Source organism: Shewanella sp. SM95 (genome assembly GCF_025653595.1).
Classification (GTDB): domain Bacteria; phylum Pseudomonadota; class Gammaproteobacteria; order Enterobacterales; family Shewanellaceae; genus Shewanella; species Shewanella oncorhynchi.
Map to the genome: position 1 here is coordinate 61,026 of NZ_JAKKSE010000012.1, position 24,146 is coordinate 85,171.

18 protein-coding genes are annotated in these 24,146 nt (G+C 45.9%); 8 read left to right on the forward strand and 10 right to left on the reverse strand.

What is annotated here, in order from left to right; all coding sequences use genetic code 11:
- The first annotated feature begins 165 nt into the window (after positions 1–165).
- A complete protein-coding gene (locus L5M29_RS13880) occupies positions 166–546 on the forward strand; it encodes a hypothetical protein (RefSeq protein ID WP_105251574.1) in 381 nt (126 codons plus the stop codon).
- 201 nt (positions 547–747) lie between these two features.
- Here L5M29_RS13880 and L5M29_RS13885 read toward each other — a convergent pair whose 3' ends face one another.
- The 4 genes from L5M29_RS13885 to hldE form a co-directional block, all read right to left on the reverse strand.
- Complete coding sequence (locus L5M29_RS13885) at positions 748–1,332, reverse strand: hypothetical protein (protein WP_263168327.1); 585 nt, start codon at positions 1,330–1,332, stop codon at positions 748–750.
- A gap of 168 nt (positions 1,333–1,500) precedes the next feature.
- A complete protein-coding gene (locus tag L5M29_RS13890; RefSeq protein ID WP_006082899.1) occupies positions 1,501–1,980 on the reverse strand; it encodes a TetR family transcriptional regulator in 480 nt (159 codons plus the stop codon).
- A 151-nt stretch (positions 1,981–2,131) separates the two neighbouring features.
- Positions 2,132–2,959 (reverse strand): hypothetical protein, encoded by an 828-nt coding sequence (locus L5M29_RS13895; protein WP_263168329.1) that lies wholly within the window; start codon positions 2,957–2,959, stop codon positions 2,132–2,134.
- Entirely contained in the window at positions 2,956–4,386 is a 1,431-nt protein-coding gene (gene hldE / locus L5M29_RS13900) for a bifunctional D-glycero-beta-D-manno-heptose-7-phosphate kinase/D-glycero-beta-D-manno-heptose 1-phosphate adenylyltransferase HldE (protein WP_028761811.1), read from the reverse strand. Before hldE ends, L5M29_RS13895 begins: the two co-directional genes overlap by 4 nt.
- Before the next feature lie 103 nt (positions 4,387–4,489).
- On the opposite strand from hldE, the gene L5M29_RS13905 reads away from it, so the two are divergent.
- Complete coding sequence (locus L5M29_RS13905) at positions 4,490–5,416, forward strand: LpxL/LpxP family Kdo(2)-lipid IV(A) lauroyl/palmitoleoyl acyltransferase (RefSeq protein WP_168822581.1); 927 nt, start codon at positions 4,490–4,492, stop codon at positions 5,414–5,416.
- A 91-nt stretch (positions 5,417–5,507) separates the two neighbouring features.
- Here the strand turns inward: L5M29_RS13905 and L5M29_RS13910 are convergent, their stop codons facing one another.
- Positions 5,508–7,238 carry a potassium/proton antiporter gene (locus L5M29_RS13910; RefSeq protein WP_105251569.1) on the reverse strand — a complete coding sequence of 577 codons (1,731 nt, stop codon included), beginning with the start codon at positions 7,236–7,238 and terminating at the stop codon, positions 5,508–5,510.
- Between the two features lie 871 nt (positions 7,239–8,109).
- Between L5M29_RS13910 and L5M29_RS13915 the strand changes: the two genes are divergently transcribed.
- A complete protein-coding gene (locus tag L5M29_RS13915) occupies positions 8,110–9,024 on the forward strand; it encodes a L,D-transpeptidase family protein (RefSeq protein ID WP_105251568.1) in 915 nt (304 codons plus the stop codon).
- 92 nt (positions 9,025–9,116) lie between these two features.
- Here L5M29_RS13915 and L5M29_RS13920 read toward each other — a convergent pair whose 3' ends face one another.
- A complete protein-coding gene (locus L5M29_RS13920; RefSeq protein ID WP_105251567.1) occupies positions 9,117–9,944 on the reverse strand; it encodes a M14 family metallocarboxypeptidase in 828 nt (275 codons plus the stop codon).
- A gap of 216 nt (positions 9,945–10,160) precedes the next feature.
- On the opposite strand from L5M29_RS13920, the gene L5M29_RS13925 reads away from it, so the two are divergent.
- Both L5M29_RS13925 and L5M29_RS13930 read left to right on the forward strand, forming a co-directional pair.
- Entirely contained in the window at positions 10,161–11,579 is a 1,419-nt protein-coding gene (locus tag L5M29_RS13925; RefSeq protein WP_263168331.1) for a M16 family metallopeptidase, read from the forward strand.
- Positions 11,576–13,141, forward strand: coding sequence for a M16 family metallopeptidase (locus L5M29_RS13930; RefSeq protein ID WP_263168333.1), 1,566 nt, complete (start codon positions 11,576–11,578; stop codon positions 13,139–13,141). Before L5M29_RS13925 ends, L5M29_RS13930 begins: the two co-directional genes overlap by 4 nt.
- Before the next feature lie 44 nt (positions 13,142–13,185).
- Here the strand turns inward: L5M29_RS13930 and L5M29_RS13935 are convergent, their stop codons facing one another.
- Positions 13,186–13,983, reverse strand: a complete 798-nt coding sequence (locus L5M29_RS13935; RefSeq protein WP_263168363.1) for a polymer-forming cytoskeletal protein — start codon at positions 13,981–13,983, stop codon at positions 13,186–13,188.
- A gap of 281 nt (positions 13,984–14,264) precedes the next feature.
- Here L5M29_RS13935 and zapE point away from each other — a divergent pair, with 281 nt between their 5' ends.
- On the forward strand, positions 14,265–15,551 hold the full coding sequence (zapE, locus tag L5M29_RS13940; protein WP_263168334.1) for a cell division protein ZapE: 1,287 nt from the start codon (positions 14,265–14,267) through the stop codon (positions 15,549–15,551).
- Positions 15,552–16,133: 582 nt separating this feature from the next.
- Positions 16,134–17,759 carry a methyl-accepting chemotaxis protein gene (locus L5M29_RS13945; protein ID WP_263168335.1) on the forward strand — a complete coding sequence of 542 codons (1,626 nt, stop codon included), beginning with the start codon at positions 16,134–16,136 and terminating at the stop codon, positions 17,757–17,759.
- 123 nt (positions 17,760–17,882) lie between these two features.
- Here the strand turns inward: L5M29_RS13945 and L5M29_RS13950 are convergent, their stop codons facing one another.
- Entirely contained in the window at positions 17,883–18,881 is a 999-nt protein-coding gene (locus L5M29_RS13950; protein ID WP_263168336.1) for a LysR family transcriptional regulator, read from the reverse strand.
- A 138-nt stretch (positions 18,882–19,019) separates the two neighbouring features.
- On the opposite strand from L5M29_RS13950, the gene L5M29_RS13955 reads away from it, so the two are divergent.
- On the forward strand, positions 19,020–19,979 hold the full coding sequence (locus L5M29_RS13955) for a sodium-dependent bicarbonate transport family permease (RefSeq protein WP_263168337.1): 960 nt from the start codon (positions 19,020–19,022) through the stop codon (positions 19,977–19,979).
- Between the two features lie 77 nt (positions 19,980–20,056).
- On the opposite strand, the gene L5M29_RS13960 is transcribed toward L5M29_RS13955, so the two are convergent.
- Both L5M29_RS13960 and glnE read right to left on the reverse strand, forming a co-directional pair.
- The gene (locus tag L5M29_RS13960) at positions 20,057–21,028 is read right to left on the reverse strand and encodes a sensor domain-containing diguanylate cyclase (protein WP_263168338.1); all 972 of its coding nucleotides are present in this window, start codon (positions 21,026–21,028) and stop codon (positions 20,057–20,059) included.
- A gap of 117 nt (positions 21,029–21,145) precedes the next feature.
- Positions 21,146–24,001: a bifunctional [glutamate--ammonia ligase]-adenylyl-L-tyrosine phosphorylase/[glutamate--ammonia-ligase] adenylyltransferase gene (gene glnE, locus L5M29_RS13965; RefSeq protein ID WP_263168339.1), complete on the reverse strand. Its 2,856-nt coding sequence runs from the start codon at positions 23,999–24,001 to the stop codon at positions 21,146–21,148.
- Between the last annotated feature and the right edge of the window lie 145 nt (positions 24,002–24,146).

Consider the following 24,146-nt stretch of genomic DNA (forward strand, 5'->3'; position numbering starts at 1 on the left):
GAAATGAAGGGAGCCAATGGCTCCCTTTCTTTTCACATTTTTTTAAGCCTATTAAGCTAGTCTCTGCGCCAATATGATGCGAGGCTTATCTGCCCACAATGCTGATATGCTTAATGTAAGCTAAAACAGTAAGTTAAATCTAAAGCTGGTTTAAGGAAATAATAAATGTTGCTTGGATTGTTTATCCTGTCTGCCGTATTAATCAAAACCTCATTACTCGGGCTTGGCTGGATATCGATTACTATCGGCCTGAGTGGGTACCTATTTTGTCGATGGTTTAATATCAATTTAGATATCAAACTGATTGATAAATTTAAACGACTCTTTATCACTGGCGCGGCTCTACATCTTCTCGTCTATATCGGCTTAATCACTAAGCTTTTCCTTATCGACAGCTTTGAAGACTTGCCCACATTCCTGATAAGTCACTTAGTCTTCCACCACGCAATCAGTGCCGTGATTGCTGCCGCATTAACCTTCTTGGCGATTCGCATCTATCTACAACAGCAAAAATTAACTCAAGCCTATCGACAGGAATTAAGCTAACTCAACAAGGTTTTAATGATAAATACCGACGGAGAAAATCTGACTAGATTCATCATTAGCTTAAGTGCCATAAAATAATAGGGACTAAAGCAGATCATACAGAAGTGTTGTCAGGAACACTGAATTCATCAATGGATTCAAACATCAGGGATAAGAATGGCCCCTGATGTTTTTTTGGGGGGGGAGCTAAGCCAAGATACGTTAGTCGACGGCAATATCGTTATCATTAAGCTCTTTTGACAGGGTTTCATAATTCGTTTTGAGTTTTGGCAAAGTATCTTCTTTGATTTTACTCAATACATTTTGCAACTGATCCTTACCGTAAGAAACGCTATAGTGACGGGTTTCAATATTGCTAATGATCTTCTCAGACTCTAAATACAAACGACGAATATCAGACAAAATATCACTCGGTGTTTCTAGTGCATTGGCAGAATAGCGCATGTTATCCCAGACAAATAATCCCATCTGCGGATGCATTTTCACTAAACTATTACTACTTACAGTCTCAACTGTGTCAGCGTAATGACTTAAGATTCCAACATTGTCACTCACTTCGTCATATAGGGCATGACGCAGATGATAGTTATTCTGCATATTGCTCAGGGCATCAAATTTAATTGCCTGTGACAACCCTTCTTGCGCGGCTAAATACACGCCAACAACAGTCGCAATGATTATAAAAATCTGACTCACCCAAAAACTGGTTTTGATAAGCTCAGTGTTATCAAGCTTAATGGTGCGTTTAGGCATATCTGCCTCATTAGAGATGGGTGTCATGTCCATATGTTTTATCCTGTCAAATCAAGAGTACAAGGCAATATCACTAACTTAAATCATTATTGAGTGGTCATCCTACACTATTGGGGTATGACTTACCTCAGTACAAATCACGATTTTTACCCACAAAAAAGGAGCCATTAGGCTCCATTTTTATATTCATTGGTCAGTCTATTATGCTGCTTTTGCCACATCAAAATTGGATAACAACATCACAGCTGTACGGCCTAATAAATGGTTTATCGTGCGATCGCCCGCTAAGCCTAACTCAGCAATCGCTTGCTGACGCGCTGTACTCACCGCTCTAAAGAGGGTAATTTCATTATTCGCACCACCACAAAGACTAAAGAACAGTCTCAATACTGCGCGGTAATGTTCTTCCTGCATGGCCTGCATCCAGGATGTTTCCAATGCCTCTTGGCTAGAAAAATCCAGCGCAGCAACAAATAGATTGCCGATACGACTATCTAAACGAACAAGAAAATCGCTTTTGCGTGGAAAATGGTGACTAATACCTGTGCGACTAATACCCGTTGCTTCAGATAACGTAGTATAAGACATAGTCTCAAAGCCGATAGTCAAAATTTGTCTTAACGCTTCATCCATAATTTGATTTATGGTTTGCTCAGTTTGTACTCGCGAGCGCTTAGCCATAGTAATGTCTCCCCTCTTATTTTTAGGGGGAAAGCTTACCAAAGCCGCTCAGGGATTACTGCTGTTCACTGGGCCGTAACCAGCGTATTTCACTTTTGTTCAGCTAGGGTTCAGTTTAAAACAGGCTTCACCACCGATTTAATTAACACATTCATAACATTGAATTTTGTACCAACCAGTTATGTGCTTTTTCTTCGCCCATGAGTAAAACGAACGTCGGTTGGAGATAGTGTCCAAGATCGGCTTTTCGCCAAAATAGATATTCAGGAAGGGGTTGCAATACACTCGCGCCAAAAGTGCGTTGCATTAAGCTCGAATACTCACCTAATAATCTCGGCTCTAATTGCTCGGCTTTAGGGTAAAAATTCGTTAAAAAGTCCCGATACTCGGTAAATTTAGCCACTTGAGCAACATCATATCGATGAAACACTTGTATCAACATTGGCGAACTCCAATGCGACAAATATTGCGGGCTTGTTAATGCATCAAGGTTACGTCTGTGGTATTGCTGCCACGCCAAGGCAAAATCATTTTTCTCCCGTGCGATACGCCAAACCAAATAAATGTCGGCTAGCCATTCATGTTGATATGCACTCAAGTGAGTAGGTAACACAGAGCCTTGCAGAGCAAGGTTCTCCAAATGACCGAGCTCATGCCATAGGGTTAATTGCGGCTGTTCAAGCAAAGGTAATTGATAGGTCACCATATCGACACTGGCTAACTGTACTTGTGGTGTCAGCTGCTCATTCACTAAGACTAGGCCCGCAATCTTATTGTCATCGACGGGCATGACCATGGCACTTCTGCGGCCTAAATCAAGCCTAAATTGTTCGAGTGTTGCAGGAAGCTGCACCAACACTTGCTCTGGCAATAATGCCAAGCAAGTACCAAGCTCTGGTAAAGGGCAAATCAAAGCCTGCTTATCGGCAATGGGCGTCCAAGTCAGGCTAGATGCGAATGCCAGAGCGACTAAGCTCACTGATTCGCCATGATATTTTGTATAATCGCCGTGGTTGAAATACCATCCTCAAAGCCCAGCACTTGCACTTGGCCACCGGCGGCAATCACTTCAGCGCCACCAGCAATATCCTCAAGCTTATAATCACCACCTTTGACCAGCAGATTTGGCAGCAATCGAGTAATGATGCGCTGCGGCGTATCTTCACTAAAAGGCACAACCCAATCGACAGAAGCTAAGCCAGCGAGCACAGCCATACGACGATCAACCTGATTAACTGGACGGCCTTCACCCTTGAGGCGTTTAACCGAGGCATCATCGTTTACCGCGACGATCAAACGATCGCCCAAAGCTTTCGCCTGTTTAAGATAGCTCACGTGGCCCGCATGTAAAATATCAAAGCAACCATTAGTCATCACCACACGTTCACCGCGTAGTTTGGCTTGCTCTAAGGCGTAGGCCAGTTGATCTTCACTCACCACCCCAAAACCCGATTCTCCATGGTGCAAAGCTAGGGCTTCAATAAGCTCAATGCGGCTCACGGTAGAAGTGCCAAGTTTACCGACCACAACGCCAGCGGCGGTGTTCGCAATTGCGCAAGCCTGCGGTAAATCGGCGCCCGCGGCTAATGAGGTTGCTAAGGCTGAAATCACAGTATCGCCAGCCCCCGTCACATCATAGACTTCACGGGCAACGGTAGGAATGTGCAACTCAGGCGCATTAGCGGTCACTAAGGTCATGCCCTTTTCAGAGCGGGTCACTAAAATGGCATCAAAATGATGTTGCTTGAGTAAGCCACGGGCTTTTTCCAGCAGATCGGCTTCAGAGGTCACAGTGCCAACAACGGCTTCAAACTCACTCATATTGGGGGTAATTAGCGACGCGCCATGATAACGACCAAAGTCACTGCCCTTAGGATCGACTAATACCATCACACCTTTCGAACGCGCTAAAGCAATAAAATCTCGCGGCTGATCGATAGCGCCCTTAGCATAGTCAGATAACACCACGACATCGACAGAATCGAGTAAGGCCTCGGATTGTTTCAATAAACGCACGCTATCGGCCTTGTCGAAGGCTTCTTCGAAATCGAGGCGGATAAGCTGCTGATTACGTGATAACACCCTCAGCTTAGTGATGGTTGGTTTATCAGCAATACTTAACCATTGGGGTTCAACCCCTAAAGTTTGCACGCCGAGCGTTAAGGCATGGGCAGTATCGTCTTGACCGACGAGCCCAGCAAGTTGGACTTGCCCCCCTAAGGTCGCGATATTGAGCGCCACGTTGGCCGCGCCGCCGGGTCTGTCTTCGACTTGATTAATCTTCACCACAGGTACGGGGGCTTCAGGGGAGATACGTCCCGTAGGGCCAACCCAATAGCGGTCTAACATCACATCGCCGACGACTAACACTCTGGCTTTTTCAAATGCTGGCAGAGAAACCTTCATAGTGCTCTTATCTTTATGCAGAAATTAAACCGTGATTGTACCTAATTTTCAGCAAAAATTGAGTTAGAATGAGCAGTAATTTTCAAAAGTAGTGAGTATTTTTGTGGTCGAGAAAGCCGAGTTTTCATCTTCTTTATATCATCCTAAGCATTGGCCCATGTGGTTTGGCGTATTTTTGATGCGTTTAACTCAGCTTCTACCGCTTCCTTGGCAGATGACGCTGGGTAAGGGATTGGGTCGCTTAGTGATGAAATTCGCAGCTGGCCGCACCCACACAGCGCGCCGTAACTTGACCCTCTGTTTCCCTGAAATGACGGAAGCACAGCGAGAAGATTTACTCACGCGTAACTTTGAAGAAACGGGCAAAGCCATTTTCGATACCATCAATGCATGGTGGTGGCCCGATGAAAAAGTGCAGCAGCACATGAGTATCAAAGGCGAAGAACACGTACAAGACACGTTAAATGCTGGCCACGGCGTGATCCTCTTTGCCGTGCATTGTTTGCCGCTGGAAATGGGCGCACGTATCTTCGGCCAATTCCAACCCGGCGTGGGGGTTTATCGCCCACACAATAATCCAGTGATGGAATACCTGCAGGTCAAAGGCCGTTTACGCTCCAATAAAGGTCTCGTTTCTAAACGCGACTTGCGCCAAATGATACGCTGCCTCCGCAATCCCGATGTGATTTGGTACACGGCCGATCAAGACTTTGGCCGTTCCAGTGCGGTATTTATCCCATTTTATGCCATGCCAGATGCGGCAACGATTACCGGTGCCACCACGTTAGCTAAACTCGGCAAAGCCAAAGTCCTGCCTTTTTTTGTGGAACGTACTACAGATGATAAAGGCTATCGAATTGAAGTGATGCCACCGCTGGATAATTTCCCCGGCGAAGATGAATTAGCCGATGCCATTCGCGGTAACAAGATTATTGAATCCATCATAGATAAAAACCGCGCCCAATATATGTGGTTACATCGCCGCTTTAAGACCCGTCCCGACCCAACGGATAAATCTTTATATCAATAAGCTCAATTAGCTTTGAATACAAAAATGCCAGCAAATAAGCTGGCATTTTTTATGGTAACTTTCGATAGTAAGGACCATCTAGCACATAGGATTAGAGCGCATTCTCAGTCGGTAAACGAATACCTACGTTAGTGACTTTACCTTCATACAGCCCCGCCACCACCCAATGCAACGACTGCCAGTGGAACTGATCCCCAAGTACAGGATTGGCGCCAAGCTGAGATACCACAAGGTCTGCGACTGTCATATCATCAGCGAGATTATCTAAACTCAAACCATAAATAGGCGCGAGATCCGCAAGCTTAACGTCTGTTTCAATAAAGAAATCACCGAAGAATCGTTGTACTTCTTTATTTTCTGGCGCTTGGCTAAAGAGGTTACTCAAGGCTTCTAAACTTTTCTCCTGACCCAGCACACAGAGTATATCGCCCGCCTCGAGACGAGTGCTACCCGATGGATGCAGCAAAGTGTCATCCCTAAATACCGCCGCAATCCGTGTCCCATCTGGCATAGCCAAGCGCTTTAGCGGCTCACCAATACACCACTTACTTTCACTCAAACGATAGACAAACACTTCCCATTCGCTGCTCGGGTAAATTTCAACTCCCGAGCGCGAAACGGGTAACGGCTTTGGGGGCAGCTCCACCTTAGCTAAACGCGCTGCTGTGGTCAAAGATGCACCTTGAACCAGCAACGACACTAATACAACGAAGAAGGCTAAGTTGAAGTACAACTGAGCACCCGGTAAGCCCGCCATCATAGGGAATACAGCTAAGATGATAGGCACAGCGCCGCGTAACCCCACCCAAGAAATAAACCAGCGGTCGCGACTGCTAAAGCTCTTAAAGGGCAATAGACTGATCCATACGGCGACAGGGCGAGCAAATAAAATCATTCCGAATGCCAGAGCAAAACCTGGGATCATGATATCGACTAAATCTGAAGGGGTAAGCAATAACCCTAATACGAGGAACATGCCGATTTGACTGACCCAAGTCATACCATCCAGTACGTTCAAAATCGCATGACGGCCACGGGTTGGCTTATTGCCGAGGAACAGACCCACTAAGTAAATCGACAAAATACCGCTACCACCCAGTTTGTTGGACGCAGCATAAATAATCAGACCACCGCTTAAAACTAAAATAGAGTACAGACCATCAGCTAACTTGCTTAAATTGACGAGCTTCCACAGCATCCAGCCGCCGCCTAAACCTAAACAGATCCCCAGACCAAATTGCTTAATAAAGCTAATAAGCATAAAGCTGAAGGACAACTCACTGTCGACATTGGCAAGAATGGCAATCAAGGTTACGGTTAAAAATACCGCCATGGGATCGTTACTACCGGACTCAATTTCTAAGGTCGCACCAACCCGCTCATTAAGGCTACGCCCTTTAAGCAGGGAAAATACCGCGGCGGCATCGGTCGAGCCCACAATTGCGCCCACCAGCAAACCTTGCAACCAATGCAAGTCGAACAACCATGCGGCCATCATGCCGGTAATACTGGTAGTAATGGCAACGCCAAAAGTCGCCAACGATAATGCAGGCCATAGCGCCACCCTAAAACTGGCAACGCGGGTGCGCATACCGCCATCGAGTAAAATAATCGCTAAGGCTAAGTTACTGACTAAATAGGAAGTTGAATAATCATCAAACTGGATTCCACCAAGGCCATCTTCGCCAGCCAAAATACCCACAGCGAGGAAAATCAATAAAATAGGGATGCCCAAACGGGAAGACATAGGACTAAGTAAAACACTCACTGCTGTAAGCAAGGCGCCAATCAGAAAAAAACTATTGATGGAATCTGCATCCACAAACGCCTCCTTAATACAGGTTGTTTAGTTAAACGATAGACAAATCACCGAGGTTAAAAATGACTCAACTCACAATTTTATGATTTTATATTAGCACAAAAATATCGAATTATTGGAGCGTTAAATATTAAATTTCAATCATCTACATAAAAAATGTCATAAAACCAACTTTCTATTAACCTTTAGATAAAAGCTAACGTAAAACCTAAAGGATAGCAGAACATCTCCACACGACTTAATAAGAATTAAAATAAATAAATATCAAATAGTTAAAAATAACAAACAGAACGTAAACTCAAATCATTCAAGCAAAACTCAGCTCACAAACCTGTATAAACTAACGGTATCATAGCCAATTTAGTACCAGATAAAATAATGTCGTGTAAAGGGTGAATATTTGAGCATTATTCTTAAGCTAATTGTTTTAACTCCATTTATTTGCCAATGAGATGATTTAAACTCACTTTATCCGATGAGCAATAGCCTTGTCAGAAAAGGACCGCACTCTGTTTTCCCAAAACAAATCAATTCCAGTAACGCCATACATGCTCGCCATTCAAACAGACGCGTTTTAGATTGGTTAATTTTTTCATCAAGCAGGAAGGCATGCACAAGACAATTGAGTACAGCAGGTTTTAACGACAAGACTAAATACTGACAATTGACGCCGCCAAGGAAAACCGTTAAAACAAAAAATTAAGCGATAAATACGCCGTACTGATCATATTTCAGTTGAAATAATGTCCAAAATAAGGAAGGATGCGAGCTTCGCGCGCCAGTGCATTTTGCTCGTCAAATTGCCGCTCTCGTTTTAAGAGAGAAAGCTGCGTTAAACACGCTTTTTTATTAACAGGAATCGTAGTATCCGCTTATGAGTATGCTTCGCACCACAGCTTTATTATTGACTTTGGTTTTCCCTAGTCTGTCCGCTTTAGCAACGGAATATCCTTTACCAGCCGCCCAAAGCAGGCTAATTGGCGAGAACCAGTATTATACGGTTCCAGAGGGTAAACACACTCTCGAAGATATCGCAGCCAAATACCAGCTTGGTCTCAGTAACCTACTCGAAGCTAACCCAGGTGTGGATCCATTTCTGCCAAAACCAGGTAGCCAACTGATCATTCCATTGCAATTGATCCTGCCAAACGCTCCCCGTGAAGGCATAGTGATCAACGTGGCTGAAATGCGTTTGTATTACTATCCAAAAGGCAAAAAGACTGTTGAAGTGTTGCCTATTGGTATTGGCCAAATCGGTAAAGACACACCAGAAAACTGGGTGACCACTGTACAACGCAAGCGTGCGAACCCAACTTGGACACCCACACCGCGCATTCGTAAAGAATATGCTGCTAAAGGTGAAATCCTGCCAGCGGTATGGCCAGCCGGTCCAGATAACCCTATGGGACTGTATGCACTGTATATCGGCAACTTGTATGCGATTCACGGTACTAACGCGAGTTTCGGTATCGGTTTGCGTGTCAGTCAAGGTTGTGTGCGTTTACGCCATGAAGATATCGAGCATCTATTCAAGACTGTACCAGTGGGAACCCGGGTACAATTTGTGAACCAGCCGATTAAAGCAACCGAAGAGCCAGACGGTAAACGCTACTTAGCCGTGCATCAACCATTGTCTCGCACTGTGGCGGAGTTTGAATCAAATGAGCCCGTTGCGATATCACTGCCAAAAGAGATCGCTAAGTTTATCGCTAAAGCTGACACTGATTCTTCTGTGATCAAGAAGCTACTCGATGAACGTACTGGTGTACCAATGCGAATTAATCAATAATTCACTGGCGAGTACCACCTAAAAAAATACCCGCAATCTGCGGGTATTTTTTTGTCATGTCAGGCTATTCAATAACGTAATAGACTAACATATCAATCACATAAAGGTGCACACAGGGCCAAGAAGTGAGTCATAGCAGCACTGTTTGCTAATACGCGTTGATCGAAGTTTTGCAACGCAGGCGTTTCAGTACAAGCACCGACACGAGCACCACTTCGCACTAAACAAGCTTCAAAAGACGTATCAAAATGATTGAAGATCAAACCATCCTTTACAGGACACCCATCAATCTCACCGTCTACCGCAATCGGGAAATAACCACCTAAAGTATCGCGCAGATCGAGACTAAAACGTCCAGGCACTTGGCTTGGCTCAAAAGAATACACATAAGCTTCACGACTCAAGACATCTTCATGGCAAGTTAAAATACCGTCTCGACTCGCAGCAAGCAGTAACTGTGCGTGCTCTAACAATAGCTTACCTTCAACCGATGTATGTTCATTCGCTTTAGGTTTACCGTTCTCAAATACAAAACCACGATTTGGGTTTTCGCCGTATTTATTAAATCTATGACCACGACTGAATCCAGTAGGATTGACGAGAGGTAATAAACTCAAGTTCACCCGTTCAAATAGGTCTGCTGAAGCTTCACTCAAAAAATGCAACAAACCCCATGGGCCTGCAGATTCTTCGCCATGAAATCCTGTGCTGATCAATAAAGAAGGTAAGCCTGACTTAGCGGCCGGTGACTGATACAAGCTAACATCGTATTTACCCACTTCACCCAATGTTTTCTCAACCATGCCCAAACGGGTCATTTCCTGCTCAAGCAGCAGATAGAAATTATCAATATCAGTGCTTTCACAGTTAAAAATATCGCTTTTCCACTGAAAGGATTCGAACGGAGATCTGCTTACCATATCTTGTACTTATGCCAGAAAAAGAACTGTGCCATCATAGCAGTTCTTTTCAAAAACTGAATGCTATTCAACTGATTTCGATGAAATCCGAGCAGTCGTCGACAGTGGTGCAATCTGTATCGATACCTGCGAATGTATCAATTGCCTGTCGTTAATGGTATCCAGCTTGAGTAAGACATTTGACAAATTAAAAAATAAGCTCGGCAGGACGCACTTATGAAAACTCAAATCAGCTTTTTTATCGCCCTTTCGGCCAGTGTTTTCAGTCATACGCTACAGGCCCAATGTCGCGCCGAGCAAGATGCACAAGCCTTATATGCGCTCGAAGCGAATATAGAGACCTATACGCTACAAAATGGCCTGACAGTGCGATTACTGCCCATGGCAGATAAACAGACAGTCACAGTCGCCAGCCAATTTAATTTAGGCGCCCGCAACGAAGCCCAAGGTCAGAGCGGTTACGCCCATCTGTTTGAGCACATGTTGTTTAAAGGGAGTGAAAATGCCCCCGGCGATACCTATGCTCAGCAGTTCAGTGCTTTAGGTGCACGTTTTAATGCCAGCACCCATTTTGACTACACCAACTACTATGTGACGCTGCCAAACCAAGCATTAGAACTGGGCTTATATCTCGAAGCCGATCGCTTTATCCGCCCTAGCCTTAACGCCACTACGGTTAAAAATCAGCAGGAAACCGTACTGCAGGAAATGGCACAAACCATAGATAATCAGCCCTATGTTCGTAGCGCGATGGCGTTTCTACTCGAGCAAGTAAAAGGTACTCCCTACGGTCACGGTATTATTGGCAGTCGCGAAGATATCTTGCAAGCCACACCAGAAAACCTAACGGCCTTTCACCGTGCTTATTATCGCCCCGATGCGATGCAGCTTTCCCTTGTAGGCAAACTAAGCCCACAAACCCGACAATGGATTGAGCAAAATTTTGCGGCTTGGTCTAGGCCAACAATTGCTGAACCTGAATTTTCTGAGTTAATAATCCAGCCTAAACAAGTACATGCTGAGTTAGTGGATAAGCGCGGACCTTGGCCCGGATTACTGCTCGCTTGGCATACAGTTGGTAAAGATCACCCCGATGCTGCGGCAATTCGGCTGCTAGAAGGCTATTTATTTCAAAACACCGCCAGTGCACTCGCTAAACTCAGTCTGCATAATCCCGAACAAATGCTCAGCTACTCCCTGCCCTTTGAGTTAGAAAATCACGGCATAGCGAATATCGTCTTGGTTCCACGGGCACGGACCTCACTCGATGCCTTAGTGCAAAAAGTATTGGGACTTGTGGCACAAACGCAGCAAGATGCTCTGGATGAAGCAAGTCTTTGCACACTTAAACAAGTGTGGTTAAACAATCAATTACAACAACTGGATGACACGCAGGCCTTAGCCATCAAGCTTTCCGCAACGTCGGCTCAAGATAAAGACCATCCCTTTACCGCACAGTGGCAACGGATCAACGCAGTCACGGCCGACGATATCCAAAGCGTCGCAAAACGGTATTTCAACCAAGATTATGTCCGAGTCGACCTACTGCCACCTTGGTATATTCGCTGGGGTAAAACGCTACTGGAATGGCTGCCTAACGATATGAGTGACAGTTTAGAGGATGCGGTATTATGACGACTCAGACAATGTCAAAGCAGCTACAAGGCTTAATGTTCTGCGCTGTGGCTTTATCACTAAACGCCTGCCAGCAGACGCAAATCGTCTTCACGCCGAGCGAACCGCCGAGTTTAGCCCATTTTGAAACGCCAAACTCTTTAGCCCATTCTTTGCCTAGCTCTTTGAACAATCATTTACTCAAAAGCGGCGTCATTATCCCCGTAACGGATGAAATTTTTACCGATGAAGCCCATACCGAATTGGATTTACCCTATCAGTTACATCACCTTGCCTCACTTCAAATGAATAACATTGTGAGCAACAGGGTCAGTTTAGCGGCAGTGAGCCCGCAAGTTCCCTTCAATAATCCTGATATTTTACAGATTGCCTTTCAAGAAAAGGCCCGCGCACTTGCCATTAGCCGCGCAGATCCCTGTCTTGAGACTTTCAATATGCGTGTCAGCTTGCACAGCATTAATTTAAGCCTCACTTGCCCCGACGATGTTAACCATATCTACGGCTTACTACTGCAATTTTGGCAGCCAGATGCCTTTGTTGATGCGACAACCGCCCCCGCCGATGTCGACAATATTCGCCGTCAACTCAAGCTCAATAAACACTTAAACGCCTTTAGTGGCGCCGAGATAGATAAAGTGTGGCGCGATAAACTGCTCGGCCCTGAACATCCCTACAATAGAGTGATCAATAATAATGCATTGTTCGATTCACTCAGCCTAAGGCAACTACAACAAATCCAACAGCAGGCGGTAACACAAGCACAGTGGCATCTTTCCCTACCCAACTCTTTGGCAAATAAAGCTAAATTTGACCTTCAAGCTAGCCTTAAACTGTGGCCATTATTGCCTAATTCAGTGCCGAAAGCGGATAAACCAGAGACAGTAAAGCCTCAGCAAATCAAGAGGATTTACCTTATTGATGCGCCGGGCAGCGTGCAAACCCAAGTCCGCCTAGGCTATGCCATAGATCATGTCCTAAGTGATGCATCAACTCAGCAGCTACTGAACCCACAGGAAGTCGCCTTAAGCTGTCGCAGTTTATCCGCACTCATGGGCCGCAGTTTTTCGGGCAGACTCTACTATGATTTACGGGAAAAACGCGGCCTCACCTATGGCATTTATGGCCAGTGCGCCAATGCACCGCTGTCCAGCAGTATCAAATTTTACGGCAGTACAGCCATAGAACATACGGGCGCGTTTGTGGTGGGCATACTCGATCACCTCGCACTCGTTAAGACGCAAGGTGCTAGCCAAGGTGAAATCGATGCACTTAAAACCTATTTGATCGGTGAAGATTTGCTCAGCCAAGACAACAGCATTCAACGTGAAAACCAATATATCCACCAAGTCGCGACAGGATTAACTCAAGTTGATGTGCAAAAGCTGAATGCAGAGTTGCAAGCTCTAACGCCCGAAAGGCTGCAGCAGTTAGCCAACGGGGCGTTTAGCGGTGAACCATTGATTATCTTGCGGGGCGATGTTGATCGAATTCTTCCTGACTTAAAAACTAAGCTACCAGAGTGGCAGTTTGAAAGGGTTAAGGTTGGCCTAACTGACAACTAAAGCCAAATAATCCTTCTAAAAGATTCAAATGCGCGATCGACAGATTAGAGCTTATTGGTCGCACTGTCACTGGCAGGCGGTGCGCCATTATCACCCTGCGTCATCTGTTCATGGCCTTGTTCCATTTGTTGCAAATCTTCCATCGCCGAATCCTGCTGTATGGCCTGCGGATCAGGATCTTCTGCCGGTAACACCGCCATATTGTCGGCATTCGCGCTATTTGGCGTAGCAGGTTGATCAGTAGCCATACCATTTACGGCCTTAAGCCCCTCGATTGCCGGAGACACCTCAGTTTTCAACGTGCTGTCACTAAGATTCGGTAACCACTCACGCAATTGCTCGGGTCCAAAACTAAAACCTAACGCTATGACGACAGTTGCCACTGCAACATACAGCCAAGGGCGAATCGCCAGATGATCACCTCTTAGTAAAGTGCTTTCACTGGCATATAAATGCGCATCCGAGCGTTGAGCTATTGGCGCGAGTGCTTGTAGCATGTCCGGCAAGGCATCAAGTTCAGGACCTTTAATACGCTGACCAATAAACTGCCCGCCTTCGTAAATCTCCATCTGATGACTGGCGACTTCACCGTCAACCACACCAGAACTGGTAATAATCAACTTATTACAACAGACTCTTCCGCGAAATACGCCGCAAACACGCAGCTCATGACAACTGACTTCACCAGAGATTTCGCCGCCAAGTTCGATCTTAATTTGTCCTGCTGATCTAATCTTGCCCTGCAATTTACCCGCAATGAATGCCGCGCTCTCTAACTGAATGTCGCCCTCAATCAAGGTTTGCGCACTGATAACCGTAATGCCATTGCCCTTACTCGCCATAGGATTCATTCCATATCATTATTTTTGTGACAAAGATGTTATGGTAAAAGTCCTCGAGAATAAAGCACTGGTTTCGCTTAGTATTTAACCTAAGCCCCAGAGCGGGACTTAAGTCACGCCAGCGACTATGTTACCCTGAGCATCTTGCCATATGGCTCCCGAGTACCTGAATATGAGTAACAGGATGCCTCAAAAAGGTGAGTGTTGATATCGCACTAAAACAAAGCTAAAGAACACACTAGCAGCAAACACCGAAAACAAACCGCCAACGAGACCCCGACATGGCACATTCAAGCTCCGCTAGCTCGCAATCGATAACCCCAATCGTGACACCACTTGAAGCGTATCGCGCCAAGGTGAGCATAGATCTCATTGACGATCCCGCGCAGCAACAGGCGGTGTTGGCGCTCGATGTACTATTTAAGCAGTTGATGCTACAGCCACATTCAGCACACTTTCCCCTTATCAACAAACAAGCAATCAAAGGTCTGTATCTGTGGGGCGATGTGGGTCGGGGCAAAACGTTTCTGATGGATTTGTTTTTCGATTGTTTGCCGAGTGAAGGCAAGTTAAGACTGCATTTTCACCGATTTATGGCACGGATTCACCAAGCATTACGCGAACATTCGGGTAAACGAGATCCGTTAACTCTCATAGCTAAAAATCTCGCAAAAGAGTGCAAGGTGCTGTGTTTCGATGAGTTTTTTGTCTCGGACATTGGCGATGCCATGATACTCGCTGGGCTCTTTGAATGCCTATTCAAACAAGGTGTGGTGCTGGTCGCCACCTCAAATATTCCTATTGAGCGCTTATATGAGAACGGCCTGGCTAGACACAGATTTTTACCTTGCATCCAACTGCTGCAAACACACACTCAAATGCTGCATCTCAATGGCAACCAAGACCATAGAATGCACGCCATCAATGCTTCATTAAGCAACGAGATTGGCATTGATAGCGCTGAAGTTAACGCCTCGATTTCCCGCAATATCGGCATTACCGGAACACTCGATTTTGAGCGGATTTTTGACAAGCTAGTGAATAGGTTAACGCCAAATAGACCCAATATGAGCGCTATTGGCATTAGTGATAGCAGAATGAGTAATGCTAGCCTAACCATCTGCAACCGTGAAATCCCTGTGATCCGCGCCGCTATAGCGCCAACAGGCAACTCAGTCGCTTGGTTCGACTTTTATGCCCTATGTGACGGCCCGAGATCCCAACTCGATTACATCGAAATCGCCAGCCGATTTAAGATCTTAATGGTGAGCGGCGTTCCCAAATTAGGCGGCGAAGTGAAAAGCTGGATCCGTGCCCGCGGCACAGAGGACGGTACAGGTGATAACCAAGCCGCAGCCACGGGCGAGCGCAAACTCTCCTATGCAGCCAACGACGACCCAGCACGGCGTTTTATCAGCTTAATTGATGAGTTATACGATCAAAATGTCAGCTTATATCTCAGCTGTGACGTGCCACTGAGTGAACTCTATCAAGGTGGCGCACTCAGTTTTGAATTCCGCCGCACCTACAGTCGATTAATAGCAATGAGTCGAAGTGAATGGCCGTAAAACATTAGCGATTTATCGCTCTGTTGAGTTAGACCAACCCCCTAATATTGATAAGCAAGAAGTTAGCCATCACGATAAAAATTCGAGGAACAATTAGTGACAAGATAATTCATGCATTCAGAATATAACAAGTCAAATACGCTATTTGCAGATACAAGCCTAGAAAGATGAATAAGTACCTAAATTGAAAATCTGCAATCATAGACAAACTAGTACAACAAAAAAAATTATAATAATTAAAAATCAAATACATAAAATAGAAAACTCATCTGCCATAATCGATTCAATTCACACAACTAAATGACTCATTACGTTCAATTTGCTTCTAGCTGTTGCTAACCTTGAGTTTTAAGGTACGGTGTAACTTAGTTTCAATTGTTCTAATTTACAGCCTATAGGTTTAAATCGATCAAATTTACAACCTGCAACATAAAAGCTGAAAAATATAATCTATAGTTTATGCAATCAACTAAAGACTCATGATTCTGAATAAGCGCCATGACACTTAGTTCGAAGTATTCGCTAGAAAATATTAAGAACTGCCTTAAACGGAACTATTTTAAATACAGGGACGATTAACTTATGTGGTTACGACAATTTAAGATTGGCTCACGATTAATTGCTGCGTTTGGATTACTTGCTCTTGTGTTGCTACTTCAAGGAATCATGTCATTACAGACGATGTCATCCATGCGATCCACTGCAGAAGAAATTGAAGATAATACCCTACCTACGCTGGTCAGTCTGTCGAGCATCAACCTCAATGTGATGCGCGCTAGGGTGTTTACATTTCGCCTGTTATTAGCAAATTCGGCAGCAGAACTTAACAAAGGACTCGATACATTAAGGCAAATCCGCCAGAGTATTAAAACGGATCAAAAAAACTATGAGCCTTTAATTAGCCTGCCAGGTGAGCAGGAGCTCTATCAAGAATTTAGTGGCAGCCTTGATCTGTATTTAAAGCATCAAGATGAGATGATCAGCAAGCTACAGGCGAATGATGCAGCCGAAGCTAAACGGATCATGGATGATGTCATGATAGTGCAAGCCGAAAAAATGACAAAGACGCTCATTAGCATTGGCAGCTTGAATACTGAATATGCAAAGGAACAAGGTCAAATAACTGCACAAGCCTACGACGAGAGTAAATGGCTAAACAGCATTATGATAGTGGGCTCCTTAATCGCTGCATTTGTAGTGGCAATATTTTTAACTCGCAGTATCGTGCAGCCAATGAAGGAAGCTGTAGGCATTTCAGTGGCAGTCGCAAGGGGGGATTTAACGCAGAAAATCAGCACAGAGGGTAAAGATGAAACCAGTCAACTGATGCAATCATTAGCTGAAATGCAGCAAAACCTGCGCGACACTTTATCCCATATAGCAAACTCCTCTAGCCAGCTCGCCTCCGCCGCCGAAGAACTCAATTCCGTCACTGAAAATGCTTCCCGCGGCATACAGCAACAAAATGATGAAATACAGCAAGCGGCAACTGCGATTACCGAAATGAGTTCGGCAGTAGATGAAGTGGCCAATACGGCGGTGCTCGCTTCAGAGGCCTCAGAAGAAACCGCCCGCAATACTGAATTAGGTAAAAAACAGGTAGATCAAACCGTCGCCGCCATTATCGACATGAATCAGGATGTGACGCAAAGTTCGCAAATTGTCCAAACCTTAGCCATGCAAGCTGTCGATATTGGCAAAGTTTTAGATGTGATCCGCGCAATTGCCGAGCAAACGAATTTACTGGCCCTCAACGCAGCCATTGAAGCGGCACGAGCGGGCGATACTGGCCGTGGTTTTGCGGTCGTTGCCGATGAAGTTCGCGCCCTAGCCCACCGCACTCAGTCTTCGACCCGCGAGATTGAAGACATGATCAACAAGATCCAGCACGGCACTGAAACCGCTGTGCTATCGATGCAGCACAGTGGTCAAAAGGCAGAGCAAGCACTCGCTGTCGCAAGGCTCGCTGGGGATGCATTAAACACGATCAACACTCAAATCAGTACTATGAACAACAGCAATATGGTCATCGCAAGCGCCGCAGAAGAACAAGCGAAAGTCGCCCGTGAAGTCGATAAAAACATTGTGAACATTAGCGATCTCGCCAGCCAAAGCGCTGCGGGGGCACAGCAAACCAGTGCCTCGGCACATGAACTCTCAAGACTCGCCGTTGAACTGAACAATCTACTGACGCGATTTAAAGTCTAGAGTATCACTTTATAATAGAATCAGAGGGTAATGGCACAAGATGTGTTAAACCGTTACCCTCAATGCATAACGCTATGATCTAGTTTAATAAAGCTTCCATAATACAAGCGAGACTCAAGAGTGCTAGGACCGAGTTTGCGGTGCATGATTAAAGTGCATAGCCAATTCACTGATATCTGTGGCAACCCATTCTGGCTCGATACACTCGACCAAATGCGCCGCCATAAAGTCCACCAGTTGCATGGCGGCATAGGGCAAACGGCGATCTTTACGGCCAACTAGATACCAGTTACTTTCGAGCGGAAACCCCGTAACAGTTAGAATTGCAGGTTTTTCGCGCCCTTCTTGCAAGGTATGCGCCGAAATTACGGACAAACCTAAGCCCGACGCGACACTCAAGCGTATCGCCTCATTACTCTCGATTTGCATAGTGTCACCGAGCGTGATGCCTTGTCCGCTGCACCAAGACTCGAACATTAAGCGGGTGGCTGACCCCGGTTCGCGCACGATAAAACGCTCATTCTTAAGCTCGTTAAAATTCACTTGTTCACGACCCACTGCCCAATGCTCCTTTGGTGCAATCAGTTGCAGCGGATTTTTAATGATGCGTGCAGATAACACGTTATCGCCACTTGGAGGATGACTGAACAGGTATAAATCATCTTCTTGACGTTCAAATCTGCCTAATACATGGGCACGGTTACCAATGTTTAAGGTCACTTTAACCTGTGGAAACTGCCGATAAAATGCCCCTAAAATCCGTGGCAACACGTATTTGGCGGTAGTGACAATACCGATATTGATGTGACCGACACTGCCACCTTTAGCCTGCTGCATAAAAGCATCGAAATCCTCAAAACGACTCAAGGTATCGCAGGCTGCGCGGTACAACTCATGACCAATCAAGGTCGGTAACATGCGGCCATCACGACTCTCGAGTAATGGCTCGCCCAACACATCGGCCAGTTTTTTAAGCTGTAATGACACTGTGGGTTGAGTTAAATGCAATGCCCTCGCCGCTGCGGAAATATTACCTAACCGCACCACTTGCACATACACCTGCAGTAACCGAAAACTCAAATGCCGCAATTTAAGCTGAGTCGATGACGAACGCTTATCCATAGACAATTATCTATACCTAGGTGGTAAACAATTTATTTTTCAATATAACTAATTAGGTCCAAAATCACCAGCCATCAGGATCACTCGACAAACAAGCGCGTTTTGCACGGCTTAAAAGTCAAACTTAATGAGATACTTATGCCCGATATTGTCATTGCATTTTTCGCCTTAGGCCTGTTAGCTGGCCTAGTGAAATCAGATCTTAAAGTCCCCCCCGCGATCTACGAAACCCTATCCATACTGTTAATGCTTACCTTAGGTTTAAAGGGCGGAATGGCGCTCCACGGTCACACTCAAAACTTAGTGATCACTGAGCTGTTAGCGGTTGTTGCCTTAGGTTTGATTATCCCCTTGGCCTTATACCCTGTACTAACTCGGCTGGTTCGCATTGGCCATACCGATGCCATTAGTATTGCCGCCCATTACGGCTCCGTCAGTGCGGGAACCTTTGCGGTGGTGATGGCTATGGTTGAAAAATCTGGGCTGATCTTAAGGCCAGAAACGACCCTATATCTCGTGCTGCTGGAACTACCTGCTATTGTCGTAATGCTCTGGTTACACAGATACTTAAGTGCCAAAAAAGCAATTGAAACATCACCCAAAAATGAAAATCAATCAAGCGTGTTGCACGAAGCCTTAACCAGCCGCGGCGTTGTCTTACTTCTTGGCGGTGTGGTGATAGGTTGGCTTTATGGCCCAACGGGACTTGCGCCGCTTACACCTGTGCTACTAGGCGGGTTCAAAACCTTACTGGCATTATTTTTACTGGAAATGGGCTTAGTAACGGCCAAAGTGTGTTTGCCGCTACCACTTAAACAATGGCGCTTATTAGCGTTTGCCGCCGTAGCGCCCTTTGTATTAGCTTGGTGTGGTATTGGTGTAGGCGTTTGGCTGGACTTACCTTCAGGCAGCATTTTAGTGTTAGCGGCATTAAGTGCCAGCGCATCTTATATCGCAGCGCCAGCGGCCATTCGTGCCGCAATCCCCGAAGCCAATATAGGTCTGGCTATGCTAGCCTCACTGGGGATCACATTTCCGGTTAACGTATTAATTGGCTTACCCTTATATCAACATTGGGTAACGCTCATTACAGCTTAGTGCTTCTTCGCCGAATAAAGTCCAATGAAAGGGGGGGCATTATTGTCTCCCTTTTCATTGGCATAAGCGTAAACAATTTAAGATGCATCACTGTGATGTGTGGCTTTATCCTGATACATGGCTTTATCGGCGGAATCTAACAGATCCTCTAAGCTCATATCTGAATTTGGTGTCCAATGGGCGATACCTATGCTGGTCGCCAATCTATGTTGCTTAGGATGCTGTTGATTATATTGCTCAAGTAACTGCTTAAAACGCTCGATGACCCGATTGACTGTATCTCTATGCACAAAACTTAACAGCACCACAAACTCATCGCCGCCAAGCCTTGCGATCACATCCGACTCCCTAAAAGCAGTCATTAAGATATGGGCAAAATCATATAACACCTGATCGCCCTTGCGATGACCAAAGCTGTCATTCACTTCCTTAAAAAAGTCGAGATCGAAGAATACTAAGGCCGCCTCAGATTCGGTACGTCGACAACTCGCCAGTGACTGATGGGCCAGTAATTCAAAACCACGTCGATTCGAAATAGCCGTCAAGGGATCTAAGGTATTTTGCGCGATAGAGAGTAATTCAGCCTCTACCATTTGTCCTAAATCCGTTAAGGTTTCAATGTCTTCAGCCGTAAAATCCCGCGGTTCAGTGCCGATTAAACACAAAGTACCCACCCGATATTGCCCGTGAATGGTGAGGGGATAGCCGGCGTAAAAGCGAATATGCGGCTGCTCAGTCACCAGTGGATTGTCACTAAAGCGCGGATCTTTGAGGGCGTCATTCACGATAAAAATATCGTCTTGATTGATTGCATGGCCACAAAATGAGATTTCCCGTGGTGTTTCAGTCACCTCCAATCCTTGGCGAGATTTAAACCACTGCCGCTCGGCATCCACTAAGGTCACAACACAAATCGGCAAAGAGAAAATTCTGCGCGTGAGCCGAGTAATACGATCGAAACGTTCTTCGGCATCAGTGTCGAGCACATTGAGTGCGCGTAACGTGGCCAAACGTTGCAGCTCGTTTTCAGGGATAGTAGGTAATTGCATGGTGCTCTCTGCTAACTGCTCTCATTAAACTCTAGCCTAAATTGTGCATTCTTGCGGTGTTAAGGCTGATATTCGTTTCAGCCTTACTCCCTTTAAATGACTGTATAGATGACTGTACTATTCAAGCACAGCGCGATAGATATTGAGCACTCGCTCGGCATGTTCCTCAACCTCTAACACAGGTAACTGCCCCGCCTTTTGTTGCAGAGTCAGGCGATGATTTTCATCCCGCAGTAAGCAATAGGTCTGAGTTAAATGCTGGGCACTCATCATTGGCAAGAGTTCAAGCTCAGCTAATACCCCAAAAATCCGCACATTGTCGGACCAAATCGTTAGCTCTGGATACTCGTGGGCATTAGCCAGCACTAAGTACTGGGCAATAAACTCAATATCGGCAATCCCGCCTGGACTCTGCTTTAAATCAAACATGCCATCACTGACTTTAAGCAAGTGATCGCGCATCTTCTGACGCATCTCACGTACCGCTTTTTGCAGCTCAGCTTTATCACGGGGCTTTTCCAATACTGAAGCGCGAATATGACTGAATTTAACCGCTAAACTATTGTCACCAAAAACAAAACGCGAGCGAACTAAAGCTTGATGTTCCCAAGTCCACGCCTCGTTAGCTTGGTATTCGCCAAAACGCTCAATCTCACTGACCATCAAACCCGAGGCGCCAGAAGGACGCAGGCGCATATCCACTTCATACAACTCCCCCGAAGTGGTGCGAGTCGAGAATAAATGCAGAATGCGCTGGGCGAGTTTGAGGTAAAAATGACCAACTTCAATCGGGCGATCACCATTGGTCAGGCCGTTTTCTGTTTTATTTTCACACAGGAAGACTAAATCGAGATCGGAGCCGTAACCCAACTCTATCCCGCCGAGCTTGCCATAACCAACAACGGCAAAGCCGGTGTCATTGCCCTCAAGGTGTGCGGGTACGCCGTGGCGCACAGAAACCTGTTGCCACGCCTGCATCACCACTTGTTCTATGATGGCTTCGGCTAAAAAGGTTAAGTGATCGCTCACTTGCATCACGGGTAAAACACCCGTGACATCGGCGGCGGCGATTTTAAGTTGTTGTGAAAGCTTAAATTGTCGCAGCGCTTCCATCTGCTGCTCCATATCATCTTCGGGCACGCGCATCATGTACTGACGCAGCTCGCTCGGATAATCGTCGATGGATGTCGTGTCATAGAGCTGCGACGGATCGATAAGCTCATCAAGCAACATGGGAAATTTAGCCAACTGCGCGGCAATCCAAGGACTGGCGCAACACAAGCTCACCAACTGCTGCCGCGCACCTGGGTTTTCACACAAAAGCTCAAGGTAAGTGGTGCGAGTTAAAATCTGCTCCAGCACCTTAGACACGGGTTCAAAGGCTGACGATGGACTCTGTTGATTAATCAGTTCTTCCAATAATCTCGGCATTAATTTATCTAAGGTTTCCCGCCCGCGTGGACCAATGGAACGCTTAGTCACTGTTTCGCGCCAGCTGCTAAGCATAGGGCACAGCTTGTCATCATCAATTTGCTGTTCGGCCAACAACGCGATGCCATCATCAAGGTCTTGCATATTCCACAGCTGCGTCGTCCAATGTTCAGCTTTTTCTTCGCCTTCTTCGCCGCCTACTGTGGCTTTAAAATGACGATGGATTTTGCTCATTGCCGCTTCAATATGAGTGCGTAAATCAACCTCATTGGCCATATCGAGTACATGGCACAATCGCGCCCAATCCAGTGGATTATTCGGTAAGGTTTGGGTTTGTTTATCGTCAATGGCTTGCAGCAGATTCTCAACCCGGCGCAGCAGTAAATAACTGTGTTTAAGCTCATCCACCGCCAAATATTCAAACTGCCCTAAGCTGTAAAGCGTATCGATAGCACCGAATAAACTCTGCTGACGCAACGCAGGCTCACGGCCGCCACGGATCAATTGAAAACTTTGCACCACGAACTCGACCTCACGAATACCGCCTGCACCGAGTTTAATATTGTCGGTCAAATGACGGCGCCGCACTTCTTGCGCGATGAGTTGCTTCATTTTCCGCAGGGATTCAATTGCCGAAAAGTCGATATAACGGCGATACACAAAGGGTCTCAGGAGGCGGTGTAGTTCATCGGAGAAATGGTTCCAAGGCCCGAGCGCACGCGCCTTGACCATGGCATAACGCTCCCAGTCTCGCCCTTGTTCTTGGTAATAATCCTCAAGACCACTAAAACTCACCACCAAGGGGCCACTTTCACCGTAGGGGCGCAAACGCATATCCACGCGGAACACGAAACCATCGACTGTGACTTGATCGAGCAAGTTCACTAGCCTTTGCCCCATGCGGATAAAGAATTGTTGATTATCTAAACTGCGACGACCGCCGACGGTTTCGCCATGCTCAGGAAACGTGAAAATCAAATCGATATCGGAGGAGAAATTAAGCTCGCGGCCGCCTAACTTGCCCATGCCTAAAATCAGTAGCGGTTGCGGATTCCCTTCTTTGTCCATCGGCGTGCCATATTGAGCGCACATATCTTTATAGAGCCAATCGCGGGCGCAGATTACTAACGCTTCGGCTAGCGCCGACAGATCAAGCAAGGATTCCTCTAAACTGGCATAGTCTAAAAAGTCACGCCAAGCTAAACGCACCATTTGATAGTTACGAAACCGTCGCAGAGTGGTTTTAGCCATCTCCTCAGTGGTCGTGCTAGCCAGTTCTTCATGTAAATCAACATCAAAGTTTTTACGATCAATCAGGCTTAAATCGCCCGCAAACAGCATAGCGATCCACTCGGGATGTCGGCATAGTTGAGCCGCCACATAATCACTGAGTCCCAAAACCGTTTTGAGTTCTTGCTGCTGAGCAGGCGTTAATTGCGCAAGTCCTTCGGACCATGCTTCCTCTAATCGCAGCCAATTGCGTTCAGCGGTTTGATTAATAAGAATAGACAATGACTTATTACTGTCTTTTTGCATGGTCATAATAATCCCTAACAAATTTAGCTATCGACATATTATGTCGTAAATGATATAGATTGACGCCACATCATGTTATGTTTGACGAGACTTGCAGCTACCTGATGTAACACACAAATAAAGGTTTACACTTTTATCTGTGGCATTTAAG

Coding starts and splice junctions, on each gene's coding strand:
- zapE (WP_263168334.1), top strand. CDS start 14,265: ATGGCACATTCAAGCTCCGCTAGCTCGCAATCGATAACCCCAATCGTG.
- L5M29_RS13920 (WP_105251567.1), bottom strand. CDS start 9,944: ATGGTAAGCAGATCTCCGTTCGAATCCTTTCAGTGGAAAAGCGATATT.
- L5M29_RS13960 (WP_263168338.1), bottom strand. CDS start 21,028: ATGCAATTACCTACTATCCCTGAAAACGAGCTGCAACGTTTGGCCACG.
- hldE (WP_028761811.1), bottom strand. CDS start 4,386: ATGAAGGTTTCTCTGCCAGCATTTGAAAAAGCCAGAGTGTTAGTCGTC.
- L5M29_RS13950 (WP_263168336.1), bottom strand. CDS start 18,881: ATGGATAAGCGTTCGTCATCGACTCAGCTTAAATTGCGGCATTTGAGT.
- glnE (WP_263168339.1), bottom strand. CDS start 24,001: ATGACCATGCAAAAAGACAGTAATAAGTCATTGTCTATTCTTATTAAT.
- L5M29_RS13925 (WP_263168331.1), top strand. CDS start 10,161: ATGAAAACTCAAATCAGCTTTTTTATCGCCCTTTCGGCCAGTGTTTTC.
- L5M29_RS13945 (WP_263168335.1), top strand. CDS start 16,134: ATGTGGTTACGACAATTTAAGATTGGCTCACGATTAATTGCTGCGTTT.
- L5M29_RS13930 (WP_263168333.1), top strand. CDS start 11,576: ATGACGACTCAGACAATGTCAAAGCAGCTACAAGGCTTAATGTTCTGC.
- L5M29_RS13955 (WP_263168337.1), top strand. CDS start 19,020: ATGCCCGATATTGTCATTGCATTTTTCGCCTTAGGCCTGTTAGCTGGC.
- L5M29_RS13880 (WP_105251574.1), top strand. CDS start 166: ATGTTGCTTGGATTGTTTATCCTGTCTGCCGTATTAATCAAAACCTCA.
- L5M29_RS13915 (WP_105251568.1), top strand. CDS start 8,110: ATGAGTATGCTTCGCACCACAGCTTTATTATTGACTTTGGTTTTCCCT.
- L5M29_RS13935 (WP_263168363.1), bottom strand. CDS start 13,983: ATGGCGAGTAAGGGCAATGGCATTACGGTTATCAGTGCGCAAACCTTG.
- L5M29_RS13890 (WP_006082899.1), bottom strand. CDS start 1,980: ATGGCTAAGCGCTCGCGAGTACAAACTGAGCAAACCATAAATCAAATT.
- L5M29_RS13885 (WP_263168327.1), bottom strand. CDS start 1,332: ATGGACATGACACCCATCTCTAATGAGGCAGATATGCCTAAACGCACC.